Genomic DNA, 18,734 nt, shown 5'->3' on the forward strand with positions numbered 1-18,734 from the left:
GTCGCACTGGTACCGAGGAGAAGCCCATGGCCAAGTATCTGCTGCTCAAGCACTACCGCGGCGGCCCGCCCGCGGCCTGCGACGTGCCGATGGACCGTTGGACACCGGAGGAGATCTCGGCCCACGTGAAGTACATGCAGGACTTCGCGGCCCGGCTCGAGGGGACCGGCGAGTTCGTCGACGCCCAGGCGCTCGCGCCCGAAGGCACCTTCGTCCGGTACGACGGCGAGGGCCGCCCGCCGGTCACCGACGGTCCGTTCGCCGAGACGAAGGACCTGATCGCCGGGTGGATGGTGATCGACGTCGACAGCTACGAGCGGGCGCTCGAACTGGCAGGAGAACTGTCGGCGGCCCCGGGGGCGGGCGGTGAGCCGATCCACGAGTGGCTCGAACTGCGCCCGTTCCTCACGGCGCCGCCCACCATCACGGAGTGACCCACGCGATGGACGAGGCCCTGCTGCGCAGCCTCACTCCCGGCGTCATCGCGATCCTCGTCCGCCGCGGAGCCGACTTCGCGGCGGCCGAGGACGCCGTTCAAGACGCGCTGGTGGAGGCGGTCCGGGTGGGGGCGGCCGACCCGTCACCGAGCCCTTCGGACGGGCGGACCCCGGTGCGGGATCTCAAGGCGTGGCTCGTCACCGTCGCCTGGCGGCGGTTCCTCGACGCGGAGCGCGCGGACGCCGCTCGCCGACGGCGCGAAGCGGCGGTGGACGAGGAACCGGCGCCCGGACCGGTGCCGGGGGCGGACGACACGCTCCGGCTCTACTTCCTGTGCGCCCACCCGTCGCTGACGCCCTCCTCCGCCGTCGCGCTCACGCTGCGCGCCGTCGGCGGCCTGACCACCCGCCAGATCGCCGAGGCCTGCCTCGTACCCGAGGCGACCATGGCGCAACGCATCAGCCGGGCCAAGCGCACGGTCTCCGGCGTGCGCTTCGACCAGCCCGGCGACGTCGCCACCGTGCTGCGCGTCCTCTACCTGGTCTTCAACGAGGGCTACTCCGGCGACGTCGACCTCGTCGCCGAGGCCATCAGGCTGACCCGGCAGCTCGCCGCTGCGATCGACCACCCCGAGGTGGCCGGACTGCTCGCCCTCATGCTGCTCCACCACGCCCGACGCGCCGCCAGGACCGCCCCCGACGGCAGCCTGGTGCCGCTCGCCGAACAGGACCGCGCCGCCTGGGACACCGCGGCCGTCGCCGAGGGGATCGGAATCCTCCAGGCGGCGCTCGCCCGGGACCGGCTGGGGGAGTTCCAGGCCCAGGCCGCGATCGCGGCACTCCACGCGGACGCGCGCACCGCCGAGGAAACCGACTGGGTGCAGGTCGTCGAGTGGTACGACGAACTCCTGCGCCTCACCGACAGCCCCGTCGTCCGGCTCAACCGGGCGGTGGCCGTCGGCGAGGCGGACGGAGCGCGCGCAGGCCTGGCGGCGCTGGCCGGGCTGGACCCCTCGCTGCCCCGCTACGCGGCCGTGGCGGCGTACCTGCACGAGCGCGACGGCGACCTGGACGCGGCGGCCCGGCTGTACGTGGAGGCGGCGCGCAAGGCGCCCGATCTCGCCGAGCGCGACCACCTCACCCGCCAGGCCGCCAGGCTCAACGCGCGGCGGTGAGAGGCCGCCGGGGCGCGCTCACCCGACCTGCGACGGCGGCCGGGCCGCGGAGTCGGCCGGGCAGCGGGGCCCGGGCCGGTGCCGGACGCCCAGGCAGACGGGGCACAGATCGGGGCGGGGCCGCTCGCGGCGCGGGTCCCAGGGCGTGCAGTGGGTGCGCTGCCGGCCGTCCGGTCCGGTGACGGTCACGGCCCAGGACATCGGGTGCCCGAGTGCGGCGCGCGCGGCGGGGCCGTAGAGCACGGCGTCGACGCGGTAGGGCACGCCTCGGGTGTCCTGGTAGACCGCGCCGGGGCGTCGGGGGCCGACGCGGCGGCGGTGCACGCGGGCGGCGTCAGCGGCGGTTAACGGCATGGAGCACTCCTTATGCGTGTTGCGGCAGCGACTGCCCAGGGAAATCGTCGCCTCACCCCGAACGCCCCGGCGCCACTCGCACGGTGGACGAGACCCTAGCGGTCGCCCGAGCCGTTCGTGGAACAGGGTGCGGTACGGAGTGCCCGCATCCTCGCACGTGAATCAGTCGTTATCGCCCAGCAGAGCGACTGTTTGCGAAGGATCTTGGTGCACACGCGATGGAATCGGTTTCGTCCATGCTGTCGTCGCGGCTTCGCCTCCGCACTCGCCCCTCGGGCGTCGAGAGCCCCGAGGGGTTCACCGCTCGCGGAAGCCGCCGAGGAAGCGCCGGAAGAGTCCGCCTTCCCGGGGCAGCGGGGCCGAGGGCGGCGGCGCGGTGGGCCGCTCACGGGCGACCGGCTGACTGTAGTCCGCCCGAGCGATGGCGTCGACGGTCTGATCGAGGTCGAAGTCCTCGGAGCCCTCCAGGCAGGGCACGAAGCCGACCAGCATCCCGTCCTGCATGACCTGTGCCTCCAGGCTCGCGGTGTCGTCGGTGTCCCAGACGGCCTCGCGGCCGTCGTGCAGCTCGACCCGCACGCCGGTCCGGTAGACGCCCTCGCGGGCGACGTGGGCGTCGACGCCGCGCTCCCGCAACGCGTCCACGACGCGAAGCGCTCGGTTCTCGTCCATGCGGCCACCGTAACGCCGACGTGCGGGAAGAGGCCTGGCCGGAAGGTTCAGGGCGTCAGCACGACCTTGCCGGTGACGGTCCCGGACTCCGCCAGGCGCAGTGCTTCGGCGGCCCGGGCGAGCGGCAGTTCCGCGGCGACGCGGGCGGTGATGTCGCCGCGGTGGAGCGCGGCGAACACCCGGGTGAGGTCGTCGCGCAGCCGGGCGCGGTACCGGTCCTTGCCGAAGGAGCGACCCGCCCAGATGTTGTAGAAACCGGCGCGGCGGCCGTTGGGCAGGGCGTTCCACAGCCAGGTGCGGGCGAGGATCTTCAGGACGGGCCACTGCTTGGAACCGGAGTCGTCACGGGTGGAGGCGCTGCCGTAGGCGACCAGGGTGCCGCCGGGGGCGAGCAGGTGCCAGGAGTCGACGACGCTGCGTCCGCCGACGTGGTCGAAGACGGCGTCCACGCCGCCCGGCGCGAGTTCCGCGACCCGGGCCGGCACGTCCTGCGTGCGGTAGTCGATCGGCACGACGCCCATCTCGCGCAGCGTGTCGTGATGCCGGGCGGAGGCGGTGCCGATGACCAAGGCTCCGGCCGCGCGGGCCAGTTGCGCCAGGACGGTGCCCACGCCGCCCCCGGCGCCGTGCACCAGGACGGTCTGCCCGGCGCGCACGCGGGCCCGGCGGTGCAGCATCTGCCAGGCCGTGATGCCGTTGACCACCACGGTCTCCGCCTGCGACGGGGTCAGGCCGTCCGGAACAGGCACGGCGTCGTCCGCGTCGAGCACCAGGTGGCTCGCCCAGCCGCCGACCTTCAGCAGCGCGGCCACCCGTCGGCCGGTCATCCCTGGATCGACACCGTCGCCGGTGGAGATCACCCGGCCCACCACGTCGTAGCCGGGCACGAACGGGAAGGGCGGCTGGTCGTAGTAGCGGCCGCGCCGCATCTGCTGCTCGGCGAACGAGACACCGCTCGCCTCCATGGCGATCACTATCCGACCGCGGCCGGGTGTCGGAACGTCGCCGTGCCGGACCTGAAGGCCCTCCGGGTCCACGACGCCCGGCAGAACGACCTCGACCAAGCGCTCGCTGTTCATGGCGCCCCCTGTCTGGAGAAGTTGTCGTGTTCGTTAGAAGTTATAACGCCATGACATCGCGACAGTCAAGAGGGTTCGTGACAGGGTCTAACGGAACGGTCGGTCCGGCGTCATGGCGCGGCACGGAACGGCGGCCGGCGCCCATCGGGTGATGAGCGCCGGCCGCCGGTGTCCGGGTCGAGCCGTACCGCGGTGAGGGTCAGAGGATGCCGAGGAGTCCCAGCCCGAGCAGGCCCGAGCGGGGCTGGATGCCGATCCCGCCCCGGTCGAGGTCGTCACGCCGGTCGCGGCAGCCGCACCGGTCGTCGTCGTGCCGTGATCCCTGGTCCTGGCGCCAGTCGTCGCGGCCGTGGTCGTCGTCGTGGCGCGGCGGGCACGGGTGGTGCCACTGGGGAGCGAGCGGCACCGCGGGCGCGGCCTGGGCGACGCCCGACAGCGGCGCCACGGCGCCCGCCGCCAGCACAGCGACGGCCACACCACGTGCCAGATTCCTCATCACCGTTGGATCTCCTCGAAGGGCGGGGGAGCAGGAGGTGCTCCGATCGAGCGCAGGGGTACCCACGCCCGCGTCGCCCCTCGGCTCGCTGCCGCCGAACAGGACCCCGACGGCTCTGCCGGTCCACTCCGGTGGCCGAGGCGGCCAGGTAGTCGTCCAGCGGGCGCTTGATCGGCGGCGGTCGCGTGATGCGGGAGGAAGCGGTCGTCCTCGCGGAGGAGGGTTGACGGAGGCAAGGCGGCGGTGTCCGGTGTGTACGGACACCGCCGCTGCACGGCGTGAGCTTTCCCGAGCGCAACGGTCATGGTCGACCGACCCGTGCGGGCGAACGTCTTTCCCGACCGCGACATCTCAGGCTCGCCCGAACGGGTGATCCCGCGCATCGGCGGAACGAACCGGGAGCCGCGGTCGTCCACCCAGTGGTCTCCCTAGCGCGCCCCCGCCTGCTCACGCGCGGCCGGGGCCGCGAGCTCGGTGCCGAGCGCGCGCAGGATCTCCTCCACGCTCTGCTTGGCGTCGCCGAAGAGCATGCTGCTGTTGTCGCGGAAGAAGAGCGGGTTCTGCACGCCCGCGTAGCCCGAGGCCATCGAGCGCTTGAACACGATGACCTGCTCCGCCTCCCAGACCCGCAGCACCGGCATCCCGGCGATCGGGCTGCCCGGGTCCTCGGCCGCGGCCGGGTTCACCGTGTCGTTCGCGCCGATGACGAGCACCACCGAGGTGCCGTCGAAGTCCTCGTTGATCTCGTCCATCTCCAGGACGATGTCGTACGGCACCTTCGCCTCGGCCAGCAGCACGTTCATGTGCCCGGGCAGACGCCCGGCGACGGGATGCACACCGAAACGGACCTCGACGCCGCGCTCGCGCAGCCGCCGCGTCAGCTCCGCGACCGGGTGCTGCGCCTGGGCCACGGCCATGCCGTAGCCGGGAGCGATGATCACCGAGCTTGCGCGGGTGAGCAGTTCGGCCGCCTCCTCGGCCCGCACCTCGCGGTGCTCGCCCTGCTCCTCCTGATCGCCGGACGGCGCCTCGATGCCGAAGCCGCCCGCGATGACCGAGATGAAGGAGCGGTTCATCGCCTTGCACATGATGTAGGACAGGTAGGCACCGGAGGAGCCGACCAGCGCGCCCGTCACGATGAGCAGGTTGTTGTCGAGCAGGAACCCGGCCGCGGCGGCCGCCCAGCCGGAGTAGCTGTTGAGCATGGAGACGACGACGGGCATGTCGCCGCCGCCGATCGAGGCGACCAGATGCCAGCCGAGCGCCAGCGCCAGCACGGTCACCGCGATCATCAGCGCCAGGCCGGGACTGATGGTGAACCACACCGTCAGCGCCACGAACAGGGCGAGCGCCCCCAGGTTCATGGCGTTCTTGCCCGGAAGCGTCAGAGGCCGGGAGTTGATGCGTGCCGACAGCTTCAGGAACGCGACGATCGAGCCGGTGAAGGTGACCGCGCCGATGAAGATACCGATGAACACCTCGGCGTGGTGGATGCCCAGCAGGTCGGAGGCGATCCGGGTCTGCGCCGTCCCGTGCGACTCCACCTCCAGGTAGCTGTCCCAGCCCACCAGCACCGCGGCGAGACCCACGAAGCTGTGCAGGACGGCGATGAGTTCCGGCATCTGCGTCATCTCGACACTGCGCGCCCGCCACAGGCCCGCCACCGCGCCGATCGCCATCGCGACCAGGATCAGGGCGATCGCCCCCGCGGTGAGGCTCTGCGCGGCCGCCACGATCGTGGCGACCAGTGCCAGGGCCATGCCCGCGATGCCGTAGACGACACCGACACGGGAGGTGCGGTGCTGGGAGAGGCCGGCCAGGCTGAGGATGAACAGCAGGGCGGCGACCAGGTCGGCCGCGTGGGAGGCCGTCGTGGAAGTCATCTCGGCTCAGCCTTTCGAGAACATCGACAGCATGCGGCGGGTGACGGCGAAACCTCCGAAGATGTTGACGCTCGTCAGCAGGATCGCCACGAAGGACAGCGTGGTCACGATCCAGCTCTCGTGCCCGATCTGGAGCAGGGCACCGATCACCACGATGCCGGAGATGGCATTGGTGACCGACATCAACGGCGTGTGCAACGCGTGGTGCACTTTGCCGATGACGTAATAGCCGATCACCACGGCCAGCGTGAACACCGTGAAGTTGTCGGCGAGTTGGGACGGCGCGAAGCCCACCAGCAGGAACATCGCGAGCATCCCGATCCCGATGAGACCGAGTCGGCCCGCGGGCGTCAGCCTCGCCCGCTTCGGCTCCGGCTCGGCGGACGCGGGCGCCGGTGCGGGCGGCGCGGCGGGCGCCGCCGAGACGGACACGGGCGGCGGTGGCCACGTGACCTCACCGGCCCGCACCACGGTGACGGCCCGCTGCACGACGTCGTCGAAGTCGAGCGTCAGCTGCCCGTCCTTGCCGGGCGTGAGCAACTTGACCAGGTTCACCAGGTTGGTGCCGAACAACTGCGAGGCCTGGGCGGGCAGCCGGGAGGCGAGGTCGGTGTAGCCGATGAGGCGCACACCGCCCTCGGTCACCACGACCTCGCCCGCGACCGTCCCCTCCACGTTGCCGCCCATCGCGGCCGCCATGTCGACCACGACACTGCCCGGCTTCATCGCCGCGACGTCCGCGGCCGTCAGCAGACGCGGCGCGGGACGGCCCGGGATCAACGCGGTGGTGATGACGATGTCCACGTCCTGCGCCTGCTCGTGGTAGAGCGCGGCGGCGGCACGGTCGTAGTCGGCGGACGTCGCCTTGGCGTAGCCGTCGGTGCTCGCCTCCTGCTCGACGTCGACCGGCAGGTACTCGCCGCCCAGCGACTTCACCTGGTCCGCGACCTCCGGCCGCGGGTCGGTGGCCCGCACGATCGCGCCGAGGCTCGACGCCGCGCCGATCGCCGCGAGACCGGCCACACCGGCACCGGCCACCAGAACCTTCGCCGGGGGCACCTTCCCGGCCGCCGTGACCTGACCGGTGAAGAACCGCCCGAAGACGTGCGCGGCCTCGATGACCGCCCGGTACCCTGCGATGTTCGCCATCGACGACAGTACGTCCATCGACTGCGCGCGCGAGATGCGGGGCACCGCGTCCAGCGCCAGCGCGGTCACCCCGGCGCCGGCGAGCGCCTGGACCAGTTCCGGCTTCTGCGCGGGGGACAGCAGACCGGCGAGCGTCGCGCCCTCCCGGAGCCGCCCGATCTCCGCATCCGAAGGAGCGTTGACCTTTAGGACGACGTCCGCCGCCCAGGCCTCGCCCACCGTCGCACCGGCGTCGACATACGCCTCGTCGGTGAAGCCGGAAGCCGCACCGGCCCCGGGCTCGACCACGACCTCGTAGCCGAGCCCCAGCAACTGGCGCACGGTCGTCGGGGTCGCCGCGACGCGGTTCTCCCCGGCGAGGGATTCGCGGACCACGCCCACGCGCTGCGGAGGGTGGTGTGCGGGTTCTTGAGCAGACATATCCTGCAACTCTCGTCAGAGGCGGTGTTGACGGGGGATCTGTGCTCGGGGGAGTCCTACGGAGTCCTTCCCCTTTGGTCGCAGGAACCTACACGTCGAACGGGTGGTGACCGACGTGAAGCGGCCGTGATGTGTTTCACCTTGCGGCACCGGCGGCTCACGGCCCGTCAGGGGTAGGAGCGGGTGTCGCCCTCTCCCGCACGCCCACGGACGTCGTGCTCCCGGTGCGGCACGCCCTTGATGCGTCAGCAGCGCGCTTCAGAAATGGGAGCGCTTCCGCTCCGAGGCGTAACGGATCAAGCCGCAGGCTGCGGCTTCCCGCGTTCAAGAAGCGAACGTCACGGAGGCTCTTGACGGGCCGTCAATAGCCTGGCTTCATGTGGGACGGCATCCTGAACGGCCACGAGGATCCGCCTGTTGAACGCGAGCGGGATCCCTGCTGATCGCCAACCGTCCTCACCTCTCCACTCGGAAGGGGCAGGTGCGACATCGAATGGAAGCGCTCCCAAAGATCGTGACTCGCCTCCGCTTGTCGAGGACGGTCACCTCCCGCACCCGCCTGCCGAGCGCGGGACGCGCCGCGCGCGGCGGCCGCGCCCCGCCCACGCATCGCGGTCCCCGACCTCCGGAGCACCTGAACCGCCGGTGACACCTCCCGGCACCGGCCCACCCCCACAACGCCCTGGCCGACGGCATCCGCTCCGGCGGGGCGCCACGCCCGGTCCCACCCGTGGACGACGGAAGGACTGACCGTGCACCACACCCTGGCACGACGACTGAGAACGGCCGCCGCTGCGGCGCTGCTCGGCGCCGCCGCACTCACACCCCTGGTGGGCACGCAGACCGCGCAGGCCGCGGTCGCCCACGTCGCCGACCCCTACGTCGGCGCGACCCCCTACCTCAACCCGGACTACGTCGCCGAGGTCAAGGCCCAGGCCGCCGCCGACGGCGGATCGCTCGGCGCGCAGGAGTCGCAGGTCGCCGACTACCAGACCGCGATCTGGATGGACCACATCGGTGCCATCACCGGCGACTCCACCCACCGCGGCCTGCGCGCCCAGCTGGAGGCGGCGGAGGCACAGGCGCGCAGCAGCTCCTCACCGGTCCTGGTGGAACTGGTCGTCTACGACCTGCCCGGCCGGGACTGCGCGGCCCTCGCCTCCAACGGAGAGATCCCGGCGACCTCCGCGGGCCTGGCCGAGTACGAGTCGCAGTACATCGATCCCATCGCGAGCATCCTGAGCGACAGCGCGTACGCCAACCTGCGCATCTCCACCGTCATCGAGCCCGACTCGCTGCCCAACGCCGTCACCAACCAGAGCAAGCCGGCCTGCGCGACGGCCACCCCGTTCTACGAGCAGGGCGTGGAGTACGCCCTCGACCACCTGCACGCGATCCCCAACGTCTACACCTACCTGGACATCGGCCACTCCGGATGGCTCGGCTGGTCCAGCAACATGACGCCCGCGGCGCAGGAGTACGCGAAGGTCGTCAGGGCCACCGCCGCCGGGTTCGACAGCGTCGACGGCTTCATCAGCGACACCGCCAACTACACGCCGGTGCAGGAGCCGTTCCTGACCGATCCCACGCTGACCGTGGGCGGCAACGAGCTGGAGTCGGCCGGCTTCTACCAGTGGAACCCGCAGTTCGACGAGTACGACTACGACAACGCCATGTACGCGGCGCTGGTCGGCGCCGGGTTCCCCAGCCGCGTCGGCTTCCTGATCGACACCTCGCGCGACGGCTGGGGCGGCCCTTCCCGGCCCACCGGGCTTGACTCCTCGCCGTCCGACGTCAACGCCTACGTCAACGCCAACAAGATCGACCAGCGGCCGTTCCGCGGCGACTGGTGCAACATCGACGGCGCCGGGATCGGTGCGCGGCCGCAGGCGGAGCCGTACGGTTCCGCGTCCCACATCATCGGGTTCGTGTGGATCAAGCCGCCCGGCGAGTCGGACGGCGACTACCCCAGCGGTTCGCACACCCACGGGGACCCGCACTGCGATCCCGCGGGCACCCAGACCGACGGCAACGGCGGCACGTACCCGACCGACGCCATCCCCGGCTACGACGTGCCCGCGGGGCAGTGGTTCGGCGCCGAGTTCCAGCAACTCGTGGCGAACGCCTATCCCGCCCTCGGCGGCGGCACCCCGGGCGGCGGCGACACCACCGCCCCGACCGCGCCCACCGGCCTGACCGTCACCGGCACCACCAGTGGCAGCGTCACGCTGTCATGGACCCCTTCGACGGACAACGTGGGCGTCGCCGGGTACGACGTCTACCGGGGTACGACGAAGGCCGGCACCACGACGTCCACCGGATACACCGACACCGGCCTGACCGCCTCGACCGCCTACGCCTACACCGTCAAGGCGTTCGACGCCGCGGGAAACGTCTCCCCGGCCTCCGCGGCGGTGACCGCGACGACCGCGCCCGGCAGCGGACCCGGTGGCGGCGGCTCCACGGGTTGCACGGGCGCGTACACCGTCACCGACGACTGGGGCAGCGGTTTCACCGCGAACGTCACGGTCACCAACAGCGGTACCACGCCGACCGGTTCATGGACCGTGAAGTGGACCTGGCCGGGCAGCCAGACACTCTCCAACGCGTGGAGCGCCACCGCCACGCAGAGCGGCGCCGACGTCACGGCGACCAACGAGACGTACAACGGCGCGATCGCCGCCGGAGGCGACACCACGTTCGGGCTCCAGGCCACCTACAGCGGCGCCGACACCGTACCGCCGACCCTGATCTGCACCGCCTCCTGAACCATCCGAGCACAGCCGGGCCCGGGGCATCGCAGGGCGTCCCGGGCCCGGTGGAAGGGACAGCAGTGACCACACACCCGCTCCGCAATCTTCGCGCCGCATGCGTCGCCGCGGCGCTCGCCACCTCGGTCGTCATCCCCGTGGCGAGCGCCCATGGCGCCACGCCCGCCGACGGCGGCTCGACCTGCGCACAGCAGGGCACCCTGCCGCTGGAGGGCGGCGCGTACACGCTCCAGGCCAACGAGTGGAACTCCTCCAGCCCGCAGTGCGTGACCGCCACCTCGGGCACCGCCTGGTCGGTGACCACCGCGGACTTCGACCTGCCGACGAACGGCGCCCCGGCCACCTACCCGTCCCTCTACCAAGGCTGCCACTGGGGCGCGTGCACCACCGGAAGCACCCTGCCCATCCAAGTGAACGACCTTGGCAGCGCCACGAGTTCGTGGAGCACGAACCAGCCGGAGTCCGGCGCCTACGACGTGGCGTACGACCTGTGGACCAACTCCACGCCCACCACCAGCGGCCAGCCGGACGGCACCGAGATCATGATCTGGCTCAACTCCCGTGGCGGAGTGGAGCCGTTCGGCGCCAAGACCGGAACGTCGACCGCGGCGGGTCACAACTGGGACGTGTGGACCGGGCAGCAGACCTCGTGGAAGATCATCTCCTACGTCCTGCAGGGCGGCGGTACGTCGTTCTCCGGATTGGACATCAAGGCGCTGCTGGACGACGCGGTCAGCCGCGGCTCGCTCGACCCCTCGACGTACCTGATAGACGCCGAGGCCGGTTTCGAGATATGGCAGGGCGGCCAAGGGCTGGGCACCAACAGCTTCTCCTTCTCCGCGACGGCCGCGAACGGCGGCGGCACGGGCGGCGGAACCGGAGGAACGGGCGGGACCGGCGGGGGAACGGGCGGCGGCGGAACCGGGAGCACCGGGTGCACCGCCACGTACGCGGTCACCAACGACTGGTCCACCGGCTTCACCGGCGATGTGACGGTGACCAACACCGGTTCGTCCCCCACGAAGGGCTGGACGGTGAAGTGGAACTGGCCCGGCGACCAGACCGTCACCAACTCATGGAACGCGGTCACCACCCAGTCCGGACAGACGGTGACCGCCGCGAACCAGAGCTACGACAACGCCGTCCCCGCCGGCGGTTCCACCACCTTCGGCTTCCAGGCGGGCTACTCGGGCACGAACGCGGCGCCGACCCTCACCTGCCAGGCCGACTGACCACGCCGCGACGACACCACACGGCGTGTGCCCCGGCCGCGTGATCCGCGGCCGGGGCACATGCTCCACCTCAACGAGTCAGTACATCAGCGGAGTTGGGGCAGGGCGTTGGCGCGGGCGACCGCTCCGTACCAGCGCGCGCTGTCCTTGAGCACCCGGCGCTGCGTGGCGAAGTCCACGTGCACGATGCCGAACCGCTTGGCATACCCTTCCGACCACTCGAAGTTGTCCAGCAACGACCACAGGAAGTAGCCGCGCACGTCCGCGCCGTCCGAGATGGCCCGGTGCACCGCCTCCAGGTGGGCGCGCAGGTACGCCACCCGGCGCGGATCGTGGACCGCTCCGTCGGCGTCGAGCGTGTCCTCGAACGCCGCCCCGTTCTCCGTGACCAGCAGCGGAAGTCCGGGGTGCTCACGGGCGACACGCACCAGCAACTCACGCAACGCGGACGGGTCGACGGCCCAGCCGCTCGCGGTGCGCTCCCCGGGCGGCTGCCGGAACGTCACCCGTTCGGAACCCGGCCACGGCGAGTGCGCGCTTCCCCCGTGCCCGTCGGCCCGACCGGGCTCCTGGCCCTCCGGCGTCGCGGAAACCACGGTCGGAGTGTAGAAGTTGACCCCGAGCAGGTCGATGGGCTGCCGGATCGCCTCCAGGTCGCCTTCGGCGACGAAATTCCAGTCGGTGAGGGCGGCGGTGTCCTCGATGAGGTCGGCGGGATAGCGGCCGTCCAGCATCGGGCCGGTGAAGACCCGCCCGCCCAGCGCGTCGATACGACGGGCCGCGTCCCGGTCGGCCGCCGACGTCGTGGCGGGACGCACCAGGTGCAGGTTGTGCGAGACCGCCACCTTGGCGCTGCCCGGCAGCACCGACCGCAGCGCGCTGACGGCCGTGCCGTGGGCCAGGTTGAGGTGGTGGGCAGCGCGCAGGGCGGCGAGCGGCTCGGTGCGCCCAGGCGCGTGCCTGCCGGATCCGTAACCGAGGAACGCGCTGCACCACGGCTCGTTGAGGGTGGTCCACAGTGGCACGCGGTCACCCAGCGCCTCGGCGACCAGGTGCGCGTACTCGGCGAAGCGGCCCACGGTGTCGCGGTTCGCCCAGCCGCCGCTGTCCTCCAGCTCCTGCGGCAGGTCCCAGTGATAGAGGGTGAGCGCGGGCCGGACGCCGCGCTCGCACAGGTCGTCGACGAGAGCGCGGTAGAAGTCCAGGCCGCGCTGGACCGCCGGGCCCCGGCCGGTCGGCTGCACGCGCGGCCAGGAGACGGAGAAGCGGTAGGCGTTGAGACCCAGGCCCGCCATCAACGCCACGTCCTCGGCACGGCGGTGGTAGTGGTCCGCGGCGACCTCGCCGGTGTGGCCCCCGTGCACCTTGCCGGGCGTGGCGCTGAAGGTGTCCCAGATGGACGGCGTGCGGCCGTCCTCGGCGACGGCGCCCTCGACCTGGTAGGCGGACGTCGCGGTGCCCCACAGGAACCCGGCGGGGAAGTGCCGCTCCGCGGACTCCCGCGGGTCGTGGCGTGTGACGGGGGAGTCAGTGGGGTGGGTGACGGTGGAGGGTTCGGAGACAGCGGACACGAAGTGCTCCCGGGTGGTCGTGAGCGGAGGAGTTCGATGACGGAGCGGCCTGCCATCCTGCGACAACCGCATGTTTGACGGGGCGTCAGCCCTTCACGGCGCCCTGCATGACGCCGCCGACGATCTGCTTCCCGAAGACCGCGAACGCGACCAGCAGCGGAACGGTGGCGACGACCGCACCGGCCATGATCACGGCCTCGTTGATGTCGTAGCCGCCGCCGATGCTGGCCAGGGCGACCTGCAAGGTGGGATTCCCGGACGGCGTGAGGGCGATCAGGGGCCACAGGAAGTCGTTCCACGCCTGGACGAAGGTGAGCATGCCGAGCACCGCCATCGCCGGGCGGGCCACGGGCACGACGACGTGCCACACGATCCGCCACGAGTTGGCGCCGTCCATCCGGGCGGCCTCCAGCAACTCGGTCGGCAGCGCCTGCGACAGGTACTGGCGCATGAAGAACACACCGAAGGCGGTGACCAGGCCCGGCAGGATGACCGCCTGCAACCGGTCGGTCCAGTGCAGCCCGGACATCAACTGGAACAGCGGCAGCACGCTCAGCTGCGGCGGCACCGCGATCGTCGCCACGACGAACACCAGCAGCGCGTTGCGCCCGGTGAAGCGCAGCTTGGCGAAGGCGAAGCCGGCGAGGGTGGCGAACAGCACGGTGGAGACCGTGACCGCGCTCGCCACGATGACCGAGTTGACCATCGCGAGGCCCAGGGTGTGCCCGCCGGGGCCGTTGTAGTCCCACACCGCCCGCAGGTTGCGCAGCAGGTTGCCGCCGGGGACCAGGGGCGGTGGCGTGCGGGCGATCCGGGTCTGTGAGGTGGAGGCGGCGACGACGGAGAAGTACAGCGGGAAGAGCGAGGCGATCGCCACCACCACGAGCACCAGGTGGGCGATCGGCCCGCCATGGTGCTGACGGCCCGCACCGCTCCCGCGCCATCGGCGGCGCGTCGGTCCCACGGTGCTCGTCGGTCCCGTGGCGACCACGGAGGAAAGGGTCATGGGAAGGGCTCCTCGGTCAGGCGCTTGCGCGCAGGCGGCGCACCAGCACCGCGTTGAGCGCGCCGACGACGACAGCGATGAAGAAGATGACCCACGCGACGGCCGCGGCCCGGCCCAGGTGCTCGGAGTTGAAGGCCAGCCGGTACACGTACAGCGCGAGGGTGGAGTACTGGTTGTCGGGGCCGCCGTTGATGCCCTGGCCGCTGCCGCCGAACAGGTAGGGCTCACCGAAGAGTTGCAGCGAGCCGATCGCGGAGACGATGACCGTGAACAGGATGGTCGGCCGCAGCGAGGGAATCGTCACGTGCCGGAACTGCTGCCACCTGCTGGTGCCGTCCAGCGCCGCGGCCTCGTACAGGTCGCCCGGCACCGCCTGCATGGCGGCCAGGTAGATGAGGGTGTTGTAGCCGGTCCAGCGCCACATCACGATCGTGGCGACCGCGAGTTGGGAACTCCAGGTCCCCGACTCCCAGGCCACCGGCCCGAGGCCGAACAGGTGCAGCGCCCAGTTGGCGAACCCGGCGTCGTTCTGCTGGAAGACGAACTGGAAGATGAGCGCCGCCGCGGCCACCGAGGTGGCGTACGGCGTCAGCAACGCCACCCGCAGGAACAACTGGCCGCGCAGGCGGTAGTTGAGCAGGTGCGCCAGGCCGAGCGCGGCCAGCAGTTGCGGAACCGCGGACAGCAGCCCGATGGTGACGGTGTTGCGCAGCGACTTCCAGAACACCTGGTCGTGGACGAGCATCGTGTAGTTCCCGACACCGTTCCACGTCATCTGATTGGGCGTCAGCGTGCTGACGGAGTGCAGCGAGACCCACCCGGTGTAGATCAGCGGGAAGAGGCCGAAAGCGGCGAAGAACAGGAAGAAGGGGGTGACGAGCAGATACGGCGTGCCCTTGACGTCGAGCCGGTGCAGCAGGCTTCGGCGGCGCTGCGCGGCGGTCGGCACGGGCGCCGGCGCCGGGGGAGGGACGCGGTGGTGCGGTGCGGTCGTGGACGTGGACACCGGAAGGCCCTTCGTGACGGTGGGGAACGGGAACCTGGTCCCGCACCGGAGCACCCGACCCCGCCCCACGCGCCGCCGGGGGGAAGCGGTGGACGCGAGCGGGAGGGCGCCCCGGTGCCTACGGGCTCCGGGTCAGCCGGTGGTGTCGGTGGTGATCTGGCTCATCGTCGCGTTCCACGCCGCCGTCGGACTCGTGTGCTTCTGCTCCATCAGCAGCACGCCGTTGCCCATGTCGTTGCGGATGACCCCGTCGTACTCGCCGATGGGCGCCGCGGGGATCCGTTGGGCCGCGGCGGAGAAGATCTGCCCGATCGGCGCGTCCGACAGGAACGCGTTGCGGGCGCCGGAGACCTTCGGGTCCGTGTATGCCCGCACGTTGGAGGGGAAGTTGCCGACGTCGGGCGTGGCGAACACCTTCGCCTCCTGCGCCGGCTCGGTCAGCCACTCGACCAGCGCCTGTGCCTGCTGGATGTGATGTCCCTGGACCGGGACGGTCAGGTACGAGCCGCCCCAGTCGGACGCCTGCGGCGCCGTCGCCACGTTCCACACACCGGAGTTCTTCGGGCCCGCGTCGTTGACGATGTTGGCCATCTGCCAGGCCGGGCAGATCGTGGTGGCGAAGGTGTTGTTCGCGAACCCGGCCGACCACTGGGTGGAGAACTGCGCCATGCCCGGCGTCTCGCCCGCGGCCACCGCCTGCCCGGCCAGCTGCCAGGCGGCCTTCACCGACGGGTTCGTACGGTAGACGGCCTTGCCGCTGCTGTCGTAGTACTGCAAGGCCCCGCTTCCCACCACACTGTTGAACAGCCCCTCGCCGCTGTCCAGGAAGTACGTTCCCTTCGGGGCGTGTTGCTGGTACTCCTTGCCCACCGTGTTGACGAACGCGTCCCAGCTGCCCGCCCACAGCTTCGCCACCGCGTCCGGTGCTGTGGGCAGGCCCGCGGCCTTGAACAGCTTGGCGTTGTAGCAGACCGCCTCCGGTCCGAGGTCGGTGCCGAGCCCGACCACCGTGCCGCTCTTCGCCTTGCCCTGGGCCCACTTGACCGGCGCCCAGTTGGCCGCGGACACTCCCGGGACCTTCGACAGGTCGGTGAACCGGGAGGCGAGCGTGGTGGTGACCTGGCCCATGCGGGAGATGTCGAACGCCTGGACGTCGTCGGCGCCCGATCCGGCCGCGAGGTGCGCCTGCGTGGCGTTCCAGTAGTTCTGCTCGTTGGCGTTGTTGTCCTCGACGATCCTGATGTTCGGGTGCAGCTTCATGTACTCGGCGAACAGGTCGGCGCCCTTGGCGTTGTAGCCGAAGGTCCCGAAGTCCCCCACCTTGAGGGTGATCGTGCCACCGGCGGCGGAGTCCGACCCTCCGCCGCTGCCGCTGCTGCACCCCGAGACCGCCCCCGCGATCAGGCAGGCGGCGCCGACCGCCGCCAGCAGGCGCACACGGTGGCTCGATCTGGGTCTGACGACCGAATGAGGCATGGACAACTCCCTTGGACGAGGGCTCACTTCAGGCGTGGGGTGGCGAAGGTTCGAGGTCCCGGGCACACACGGATTCCGTCGGGAGGCGCTACGATGGGAACGCTCCCACTCGAGACGTGACGAGCGTTGCGGCTCGGCAGCACGATGTCAAGAAGTCGGACGAGAGCAACCGCACGGCCTGCCGGGCCGCGCCGGGCACCTGCCGTCCCGCCCTCCCGTCCGAACAGGGCATGATGGCGGCGACACGACCTGGAGGCGACATGCGCGACAACGGACGCCGCACCGGGCGGCCCACGCTGGAACAGGTGGCCGCCCGCGCCGGCGTGGGCCGCGGCACCGTCTCCCGGGTCATCAACGGCTCCCCGCTGGTCAGCCCCGAGACCAAGGCCGTCGTCGAACGGGCGATCTCCGACCTGGGATACGTGCCCAACCGCGCCGCCCGCGCCCTGGCCGGCAACCGCAACGACGCGATCGCGCTGGTCATCCCGGAGGCCGACAGCAGACTGTTCGCGGAGCCGTACTTCTCCGACATCATCCGCGGCGTCGACGCGGCACTCGCGGACACCGACACGCAACTACTGCTCACCCTCAGCCGCACCCCCAGGGAGCGCAAGCGGCTCACCCAGTTCTTCGGCGCCCACCGCGTCGACGGCGTGCTCATGGTCTCCGTCCACGAGGACGACCCGCTGCCCGACCTGCTGGAACACCTCCAGATGCCCGCGGTGCTGGCCGGACGACGCTCCGGTCGCGAAGCGGTGAGCTACGTCGACTCCGACAACACCGGCGGCGCCCGCGACGCCACCGCCCACCTGCTGGGCCAGGGCCGCCGCGCGGTGGCCACGATCACCGGACCGCTCGACATGTACGTGGCCCGCTGCCGGCTCGACGGCTACCGGACCGCGTTGCGCGAGACGCTCGGCGCCGGGGCGGAGAAAACGGCCGAACGGCTCTCCGTGGCGGGCGACTTCACCGAGGAGGGCGGCCTGCGCGCCACCCGCGAGATCCTGCGCCGGTGCCCCGAGGTGGACGCGATCTTCGCCGCGTCCGACGTGATGGCGGCCGGAGCGCTACGAGCCCTGCGGCAGGCGGGCCGCCGGGTGCCCGACGACGTGGCGCTGGTGGGATTCGACGACTCGGTCATCGCCCGCCACACCGACCCGCTGCTGACCAGCGTCCGCCAGCCGGTCCAGGAGATGGGCCGCACGATGGCCCGCGTCCTGCTGGAACAGATCACCGACCCGTCCGCGACCCGCCGCCACGTCATCCTCAACACGGAACTCGTACGCCGCGAGTCGGCCTGAGGGACGCGGACGGCACGTGCCGCTCTTATGGCACAAGGCCGAATCCCACGGCTCGCCGCGCCGCTTGTCTTTAGAAATCGTTTCAGAATGATCGCGCGAGCCGCCGCAGGCAGATGCTCGAGCAGGCAAGTTCGAGCAGCCCCTGGTGAAGGTCCGCCCGGCGCTCGTAGCGGATGCGCAGGCGCTTGAACTGGTGCAGCCAGGCAAACGCACGCTCCACGACCCAGCGCACCTTGCCCAGTCCAGAGCCGTGAGCGATGCCGCGGCGGGCGATCATGGGCTTGATGCCACGCTTCCACAATTGACGTCGGTACTTGTCGAAGTCGTAGCCCCGGTCGGCGTACAGGCGCCGGGGTTTGCGGCGGGGGTGCCCCCGAAGGCCTCGGATCGGTGGGACCGCGTCGAGCAGCGGTAGAAGCTGGGTGACGTCGTGTCGGTTGCCGCCGGTGAGCGTGACGGCGAGCGGCGTGCCGTGGCGGTCGACGATCAGGTGGTGCTTGGAGCCGGGACGGGCGCGGTCAACGGGCGAGGGGCCCACGTGATCCCCCCTTTGAGGGCCCGGATGTGCGAGCCGTCCACGGCGCAGTCGTCCAGGTCCAGCAGATCGGCTCGGCGCAGTTCGGTCAGTAGTGCGGCATGCAGGCAGGGCCGGACGCCCGCCTCGGTCCAGTCTCGCAGCCTGCGCCAGGCCGTCACCCCGGAGCAC

At 71.4% G+C, this 18,734-nt stretch carries 15 protein-coding genes and 1 pseudogene; 5 read left to right on the forward strand and 11 right to left on the reverse strand.

Features of this window, described 5'->3' with window-relative positions; genetic code table 11:
• The first annotated feature begins 26 nt into the window (after positions 1-26).
• Together K7472_RS11275 and K7472_RS11280 are read left to right on the forward strand one after the other, a co-directional pair.
• Positions 27-434: a YciI family protein gene (locus tag K7472_RS11275; protein WP_222976769.1), complete on the forward strand. Its 408-nt coding sequence runs from the start codon at positions 27-29 to the stop codon at positions 432-434.
• Positions 435-442: 8 nt separating this feature from the next.
• Positions 443-1,612, forward strand: coding sequence for an RNA polymerase sigma factor (locus K7472_RS11280; protein WP_222976865.1), 1,170 nt, complete (start codon positions 443-445; stop codon positions 1,610-1,612).
• A gap of 18 nt (positions 1,613-1,630) precedes the next feature.
• On the opposite strand, the gene K7472_RS11285 is transcribed toward K7472_RS11280, so the two are convergent.
• The 6 genes from K7472_RS11285 to K7472_RS11310 form a co-directional block, all read right to left on the reverse strand.
• Complete coding sequence (locus tag K7472_RS11285; protein WP_222976771.1) at positions 1,631-1,966, reverse strand: hypothetical protein; 336 nt, start codon at positions 1,964-1,966, stop codon at positions 1,631-1,633.
• Between the two features lie 297 nt (positions 1,967-2,263).
• Positions 2,264-2,638 carry a hypothetical protein gene (locus K7472_RS11290; protein WP_222976773.1) on the reverse strand — a complete coding sequence of 125 codons (375 nt, stop codon included), beginning with the start codon at positions 2,636-2,638 and terminating at the stop codon, positions 2,264-2,266.
• Positions 2,639-2,685: 47 nt separating this feature from the next.
• Positions 2,686-3,717, reverse strand: coding sequence for a medium chain dehydrogenase/reductase family protein (locus K7472_RS11295; RefSeq protein WP_222976775.1), 1,032 nt, complete (start codon positions 3,715-3,717; stop codon positions 2,686-2,688).
• 199 nt (positions 3,718-3,916) lie between these two features.
• Positions 3,917-4,213 (reverse strand): hypothetical protein, encoded by a 297-nt coding sequence (locus K7472_RS11300; protein WP_222976777.1) that lies wholly within the window; start codon positions 4,211-4,213, stop codon positions 3,917-3,919.
• Between the two features lie 428 nt (positions 4,214-4,641).
• Positions 4,642-6,096, reverse strand: a complete 1,455-nt coding sequence (gene pntB, locus K7472_RS11305; protein ID WP_222976779.1) for a Re/Si-specific NAD(P)(+) transhydrogenase subunit beta — start codon at positions 6,094-6,096, stop codon at positions 4,642-4,644.
• 6 nt (positions 6,097-6,102) lie between these two features.
• Positions 6,103-7,665: a Re/Si-specific NAD(P)(+) transhydrogenase subunit alpha gene (locus K7472_RS11310; protein WP_222976781.1), complete on the reverse strand. Its 1,563-nt coding sequence runs from the start codon at positions 7,663-7,665 to the stop codon at positions 6,103-6,105.
• Between the two features lie 752 nt (positions 7,666-8,417).
• On the opposite strand from K7472_RS11310, the gene K7472_RS11315 reads away from it, so the two are divergent.
• Together K7472_RS11315 and K7472_RS11320 are read left to right on the forward strand one after the other, a co-directional pair.
• Positions 8,418-10,433, forward strand: coding sequence for a glycoside hydrolase family 6 protein (locus tag K7472_RS11315; RefSeq protein ID WP_222976782.1), 2,016 nt, complete (start codon positions 8,418-8,420; stop codon positions 10,431-10,433).
• Between the two features lie 65 nt (positions 10,434-10,498).
• Positions 10,499-11,668: a GH12 family glycosyl hydrolase domain-containing protein gene (locus K7472_RS11320; RefSeq protein ID WP_222976783.1), complete on the forward strand. Its 1,170-nt coding sequence runs from the start codon at positions 10,499-10,501 to the stop codon at positions 11,666-11,668.
• An 86-nt stretch (positions 11,669-11,754) separates the two neighbouring features.
• Here K7472_RS11320 and K7472_RS11325 read toward each other — a convergent pair whose 3' ends face one another.
• The 4 genes from K7472_RS11325 to K7472_RS11340 all read right to left on the reverse strand — a co-directional run bounded on the left by K7472_RS11325 (position 11,755) and on the right by K7472_RS11340 (position 16,727).
• On the reverse strand, positions 11,755-13,239 hold the full coding sequence (locus K7472_RS11325) for a GH1 family beta-glucosidase (RefSeq protein WP_308013861.1): 1,485 nt from the start codon (positions 13,237-13,239) through the stop codon (positions 11,755-11,757).
• 85 nt (positions 13,240-13,324) lie between these two features.
• Complete coding sequence (locus K7472_RS11330; RefSeq protein ID WP_222976787.1) at positions 13,325-14,245, reverse strand: carbohydrate ABC transporter permease; 921 nt, start codon at positions 14,243-14,245, stop codon at positions 13,325-13,327.
• A 16-nt stretch (positions 14,246-14,261) separates the two neighbouring features.
• Positions 14,262-15,251, reverse strand: a complete 990-nt coding sequence (locus K7472_RS11335) for a carbohydrate ABC transporter permease (protein WP_222976789.1) — start codon at positions 15,249-15,251, stop codon at positions 14,262-14,264.
• Positions 15,252-15,383: 132 nt separating this feature from the next.
• Positions 15,384-16,727 (reverse strand): ABC transporter substrate-binding protein, encoded by a 1,344-nt coding sequence (locus K7472_RS11340; protein WP_222976791.1) that lies wholly within the window; start codon positions 16,725-16,727, stop codon positions 15,384-15,386.
• Between the two features lie 260 nt (positions 16,728-16,987).
• Between K7472_RS11340 and K7472_RS11345 the strand changes: the two genes are divergently transcribed.
• A complete protein-coding gene (locus tag K7472_RS11345; RefSeq protein ID WP_222976793.1) occupies positions 16,988-18,028 on the forward strand; it encodes a LacI family DNA-binding transcriptional regulator in 1,041 nt (346 codons plus the stop codon).
• A gap of 82 nt (positions 18,029-18,110) precedes the next feature.
• On the opposite strand, the pseudogene K7472_RS11350 reads toward K7472_RS11345, so the two are convergent.
• A pseudogene (locus tag K7472_RS11350) lies at positions 18,111-18,734 on the reverse strand (IS5 family transposase); the annotation flags it as partial.

Source organism: Streptantibioticus parmotrematis, assembly GCF_019890615.1.
In the GTDB taxonomy this organism is placed as follows: Bacteria; Actinomycetota; Actinomycetes; order Streptomycetales; family Streptomycetaceae; genus Streptantibioticus_D; species Streptantibioticus_D parmotrematis.

Coding starts and splice junctions, on each gene's coding strand:
- K7472_RS11275 (WP_222976769.1), top strand. CDS start 27: ATGGCCAAGTATCTGCTGCTCAAGCACTACCGCGGCGGCCCGCCCGCG.
- K7472_RS11280 (WP_222976865.1), top strand. CDS start 443: ATGGACGAGGCCCTGCTGCGCAGCCTCACTCCCGGCGTCATCGCGATC.
- K7472_RS11285 (WP_222976771.1), bottom strand. CDS start 1,966: ATGCCGTTAACCGCCGCTGACGCCGCCCGCGTGCACCGCCGCCGCGTC.
- K7472_RS11290 (WP_222976773.1), bottom strand. CDS start 2,638: ATGGACGAGAACCGAGCGCTTCGCGTCGTGGACGCGTTGCGGGAGCGC.
- K7472_RS11295 (WP_222976775.1), bottom strand. CDS start 3,717: ATGAACAGCGAGCGCTTGGTCGAGGTCGTTCTGCCGGGCGTCGTGGAC.
- K7472_RS11300 (WP_222976777.1), bottom strand. CDS start 4,213: ATGAGGAATCTGGCACGTGGTGTGGCCGTCGCTGTGCTGGCGGCGGGC.
- pntB (WP_222976779.1), bottom strand. CDS start 6,096: ATGACTTCCACGACGGCCTCCCACGCGGCCGACCTGGTCGCCGCCCTG.
- K7472_RS11310 (WP_222976781.1), bottom strand. CDS start 7,665: ATGTCTGCTCAAGAACCCGCACACCACCCTCCGCAGCGCGTGGGCGTG.
- K7472_RS11330 (WP_222976787.1), bottom strand. CDS start 14,245: ATGACCCTTTCCTCCGTGGTCGCCACGGGACCGACGAGCACCGTGGGA.
- K7472_RS11340 (WP_222976791.1), bottom strand. CDS start 16,727: ATGCCTCATTCGGTCGTCAGACCCAGATCGAGCCACCGTGTGCGCCTG.
- K7472_RS11345 (WP_222976793.1), top strand. CDS start 16,988: ATGCGCGACAACGGACGCCGCACCGGGCGGCCCACGCTGGAACAGGTG.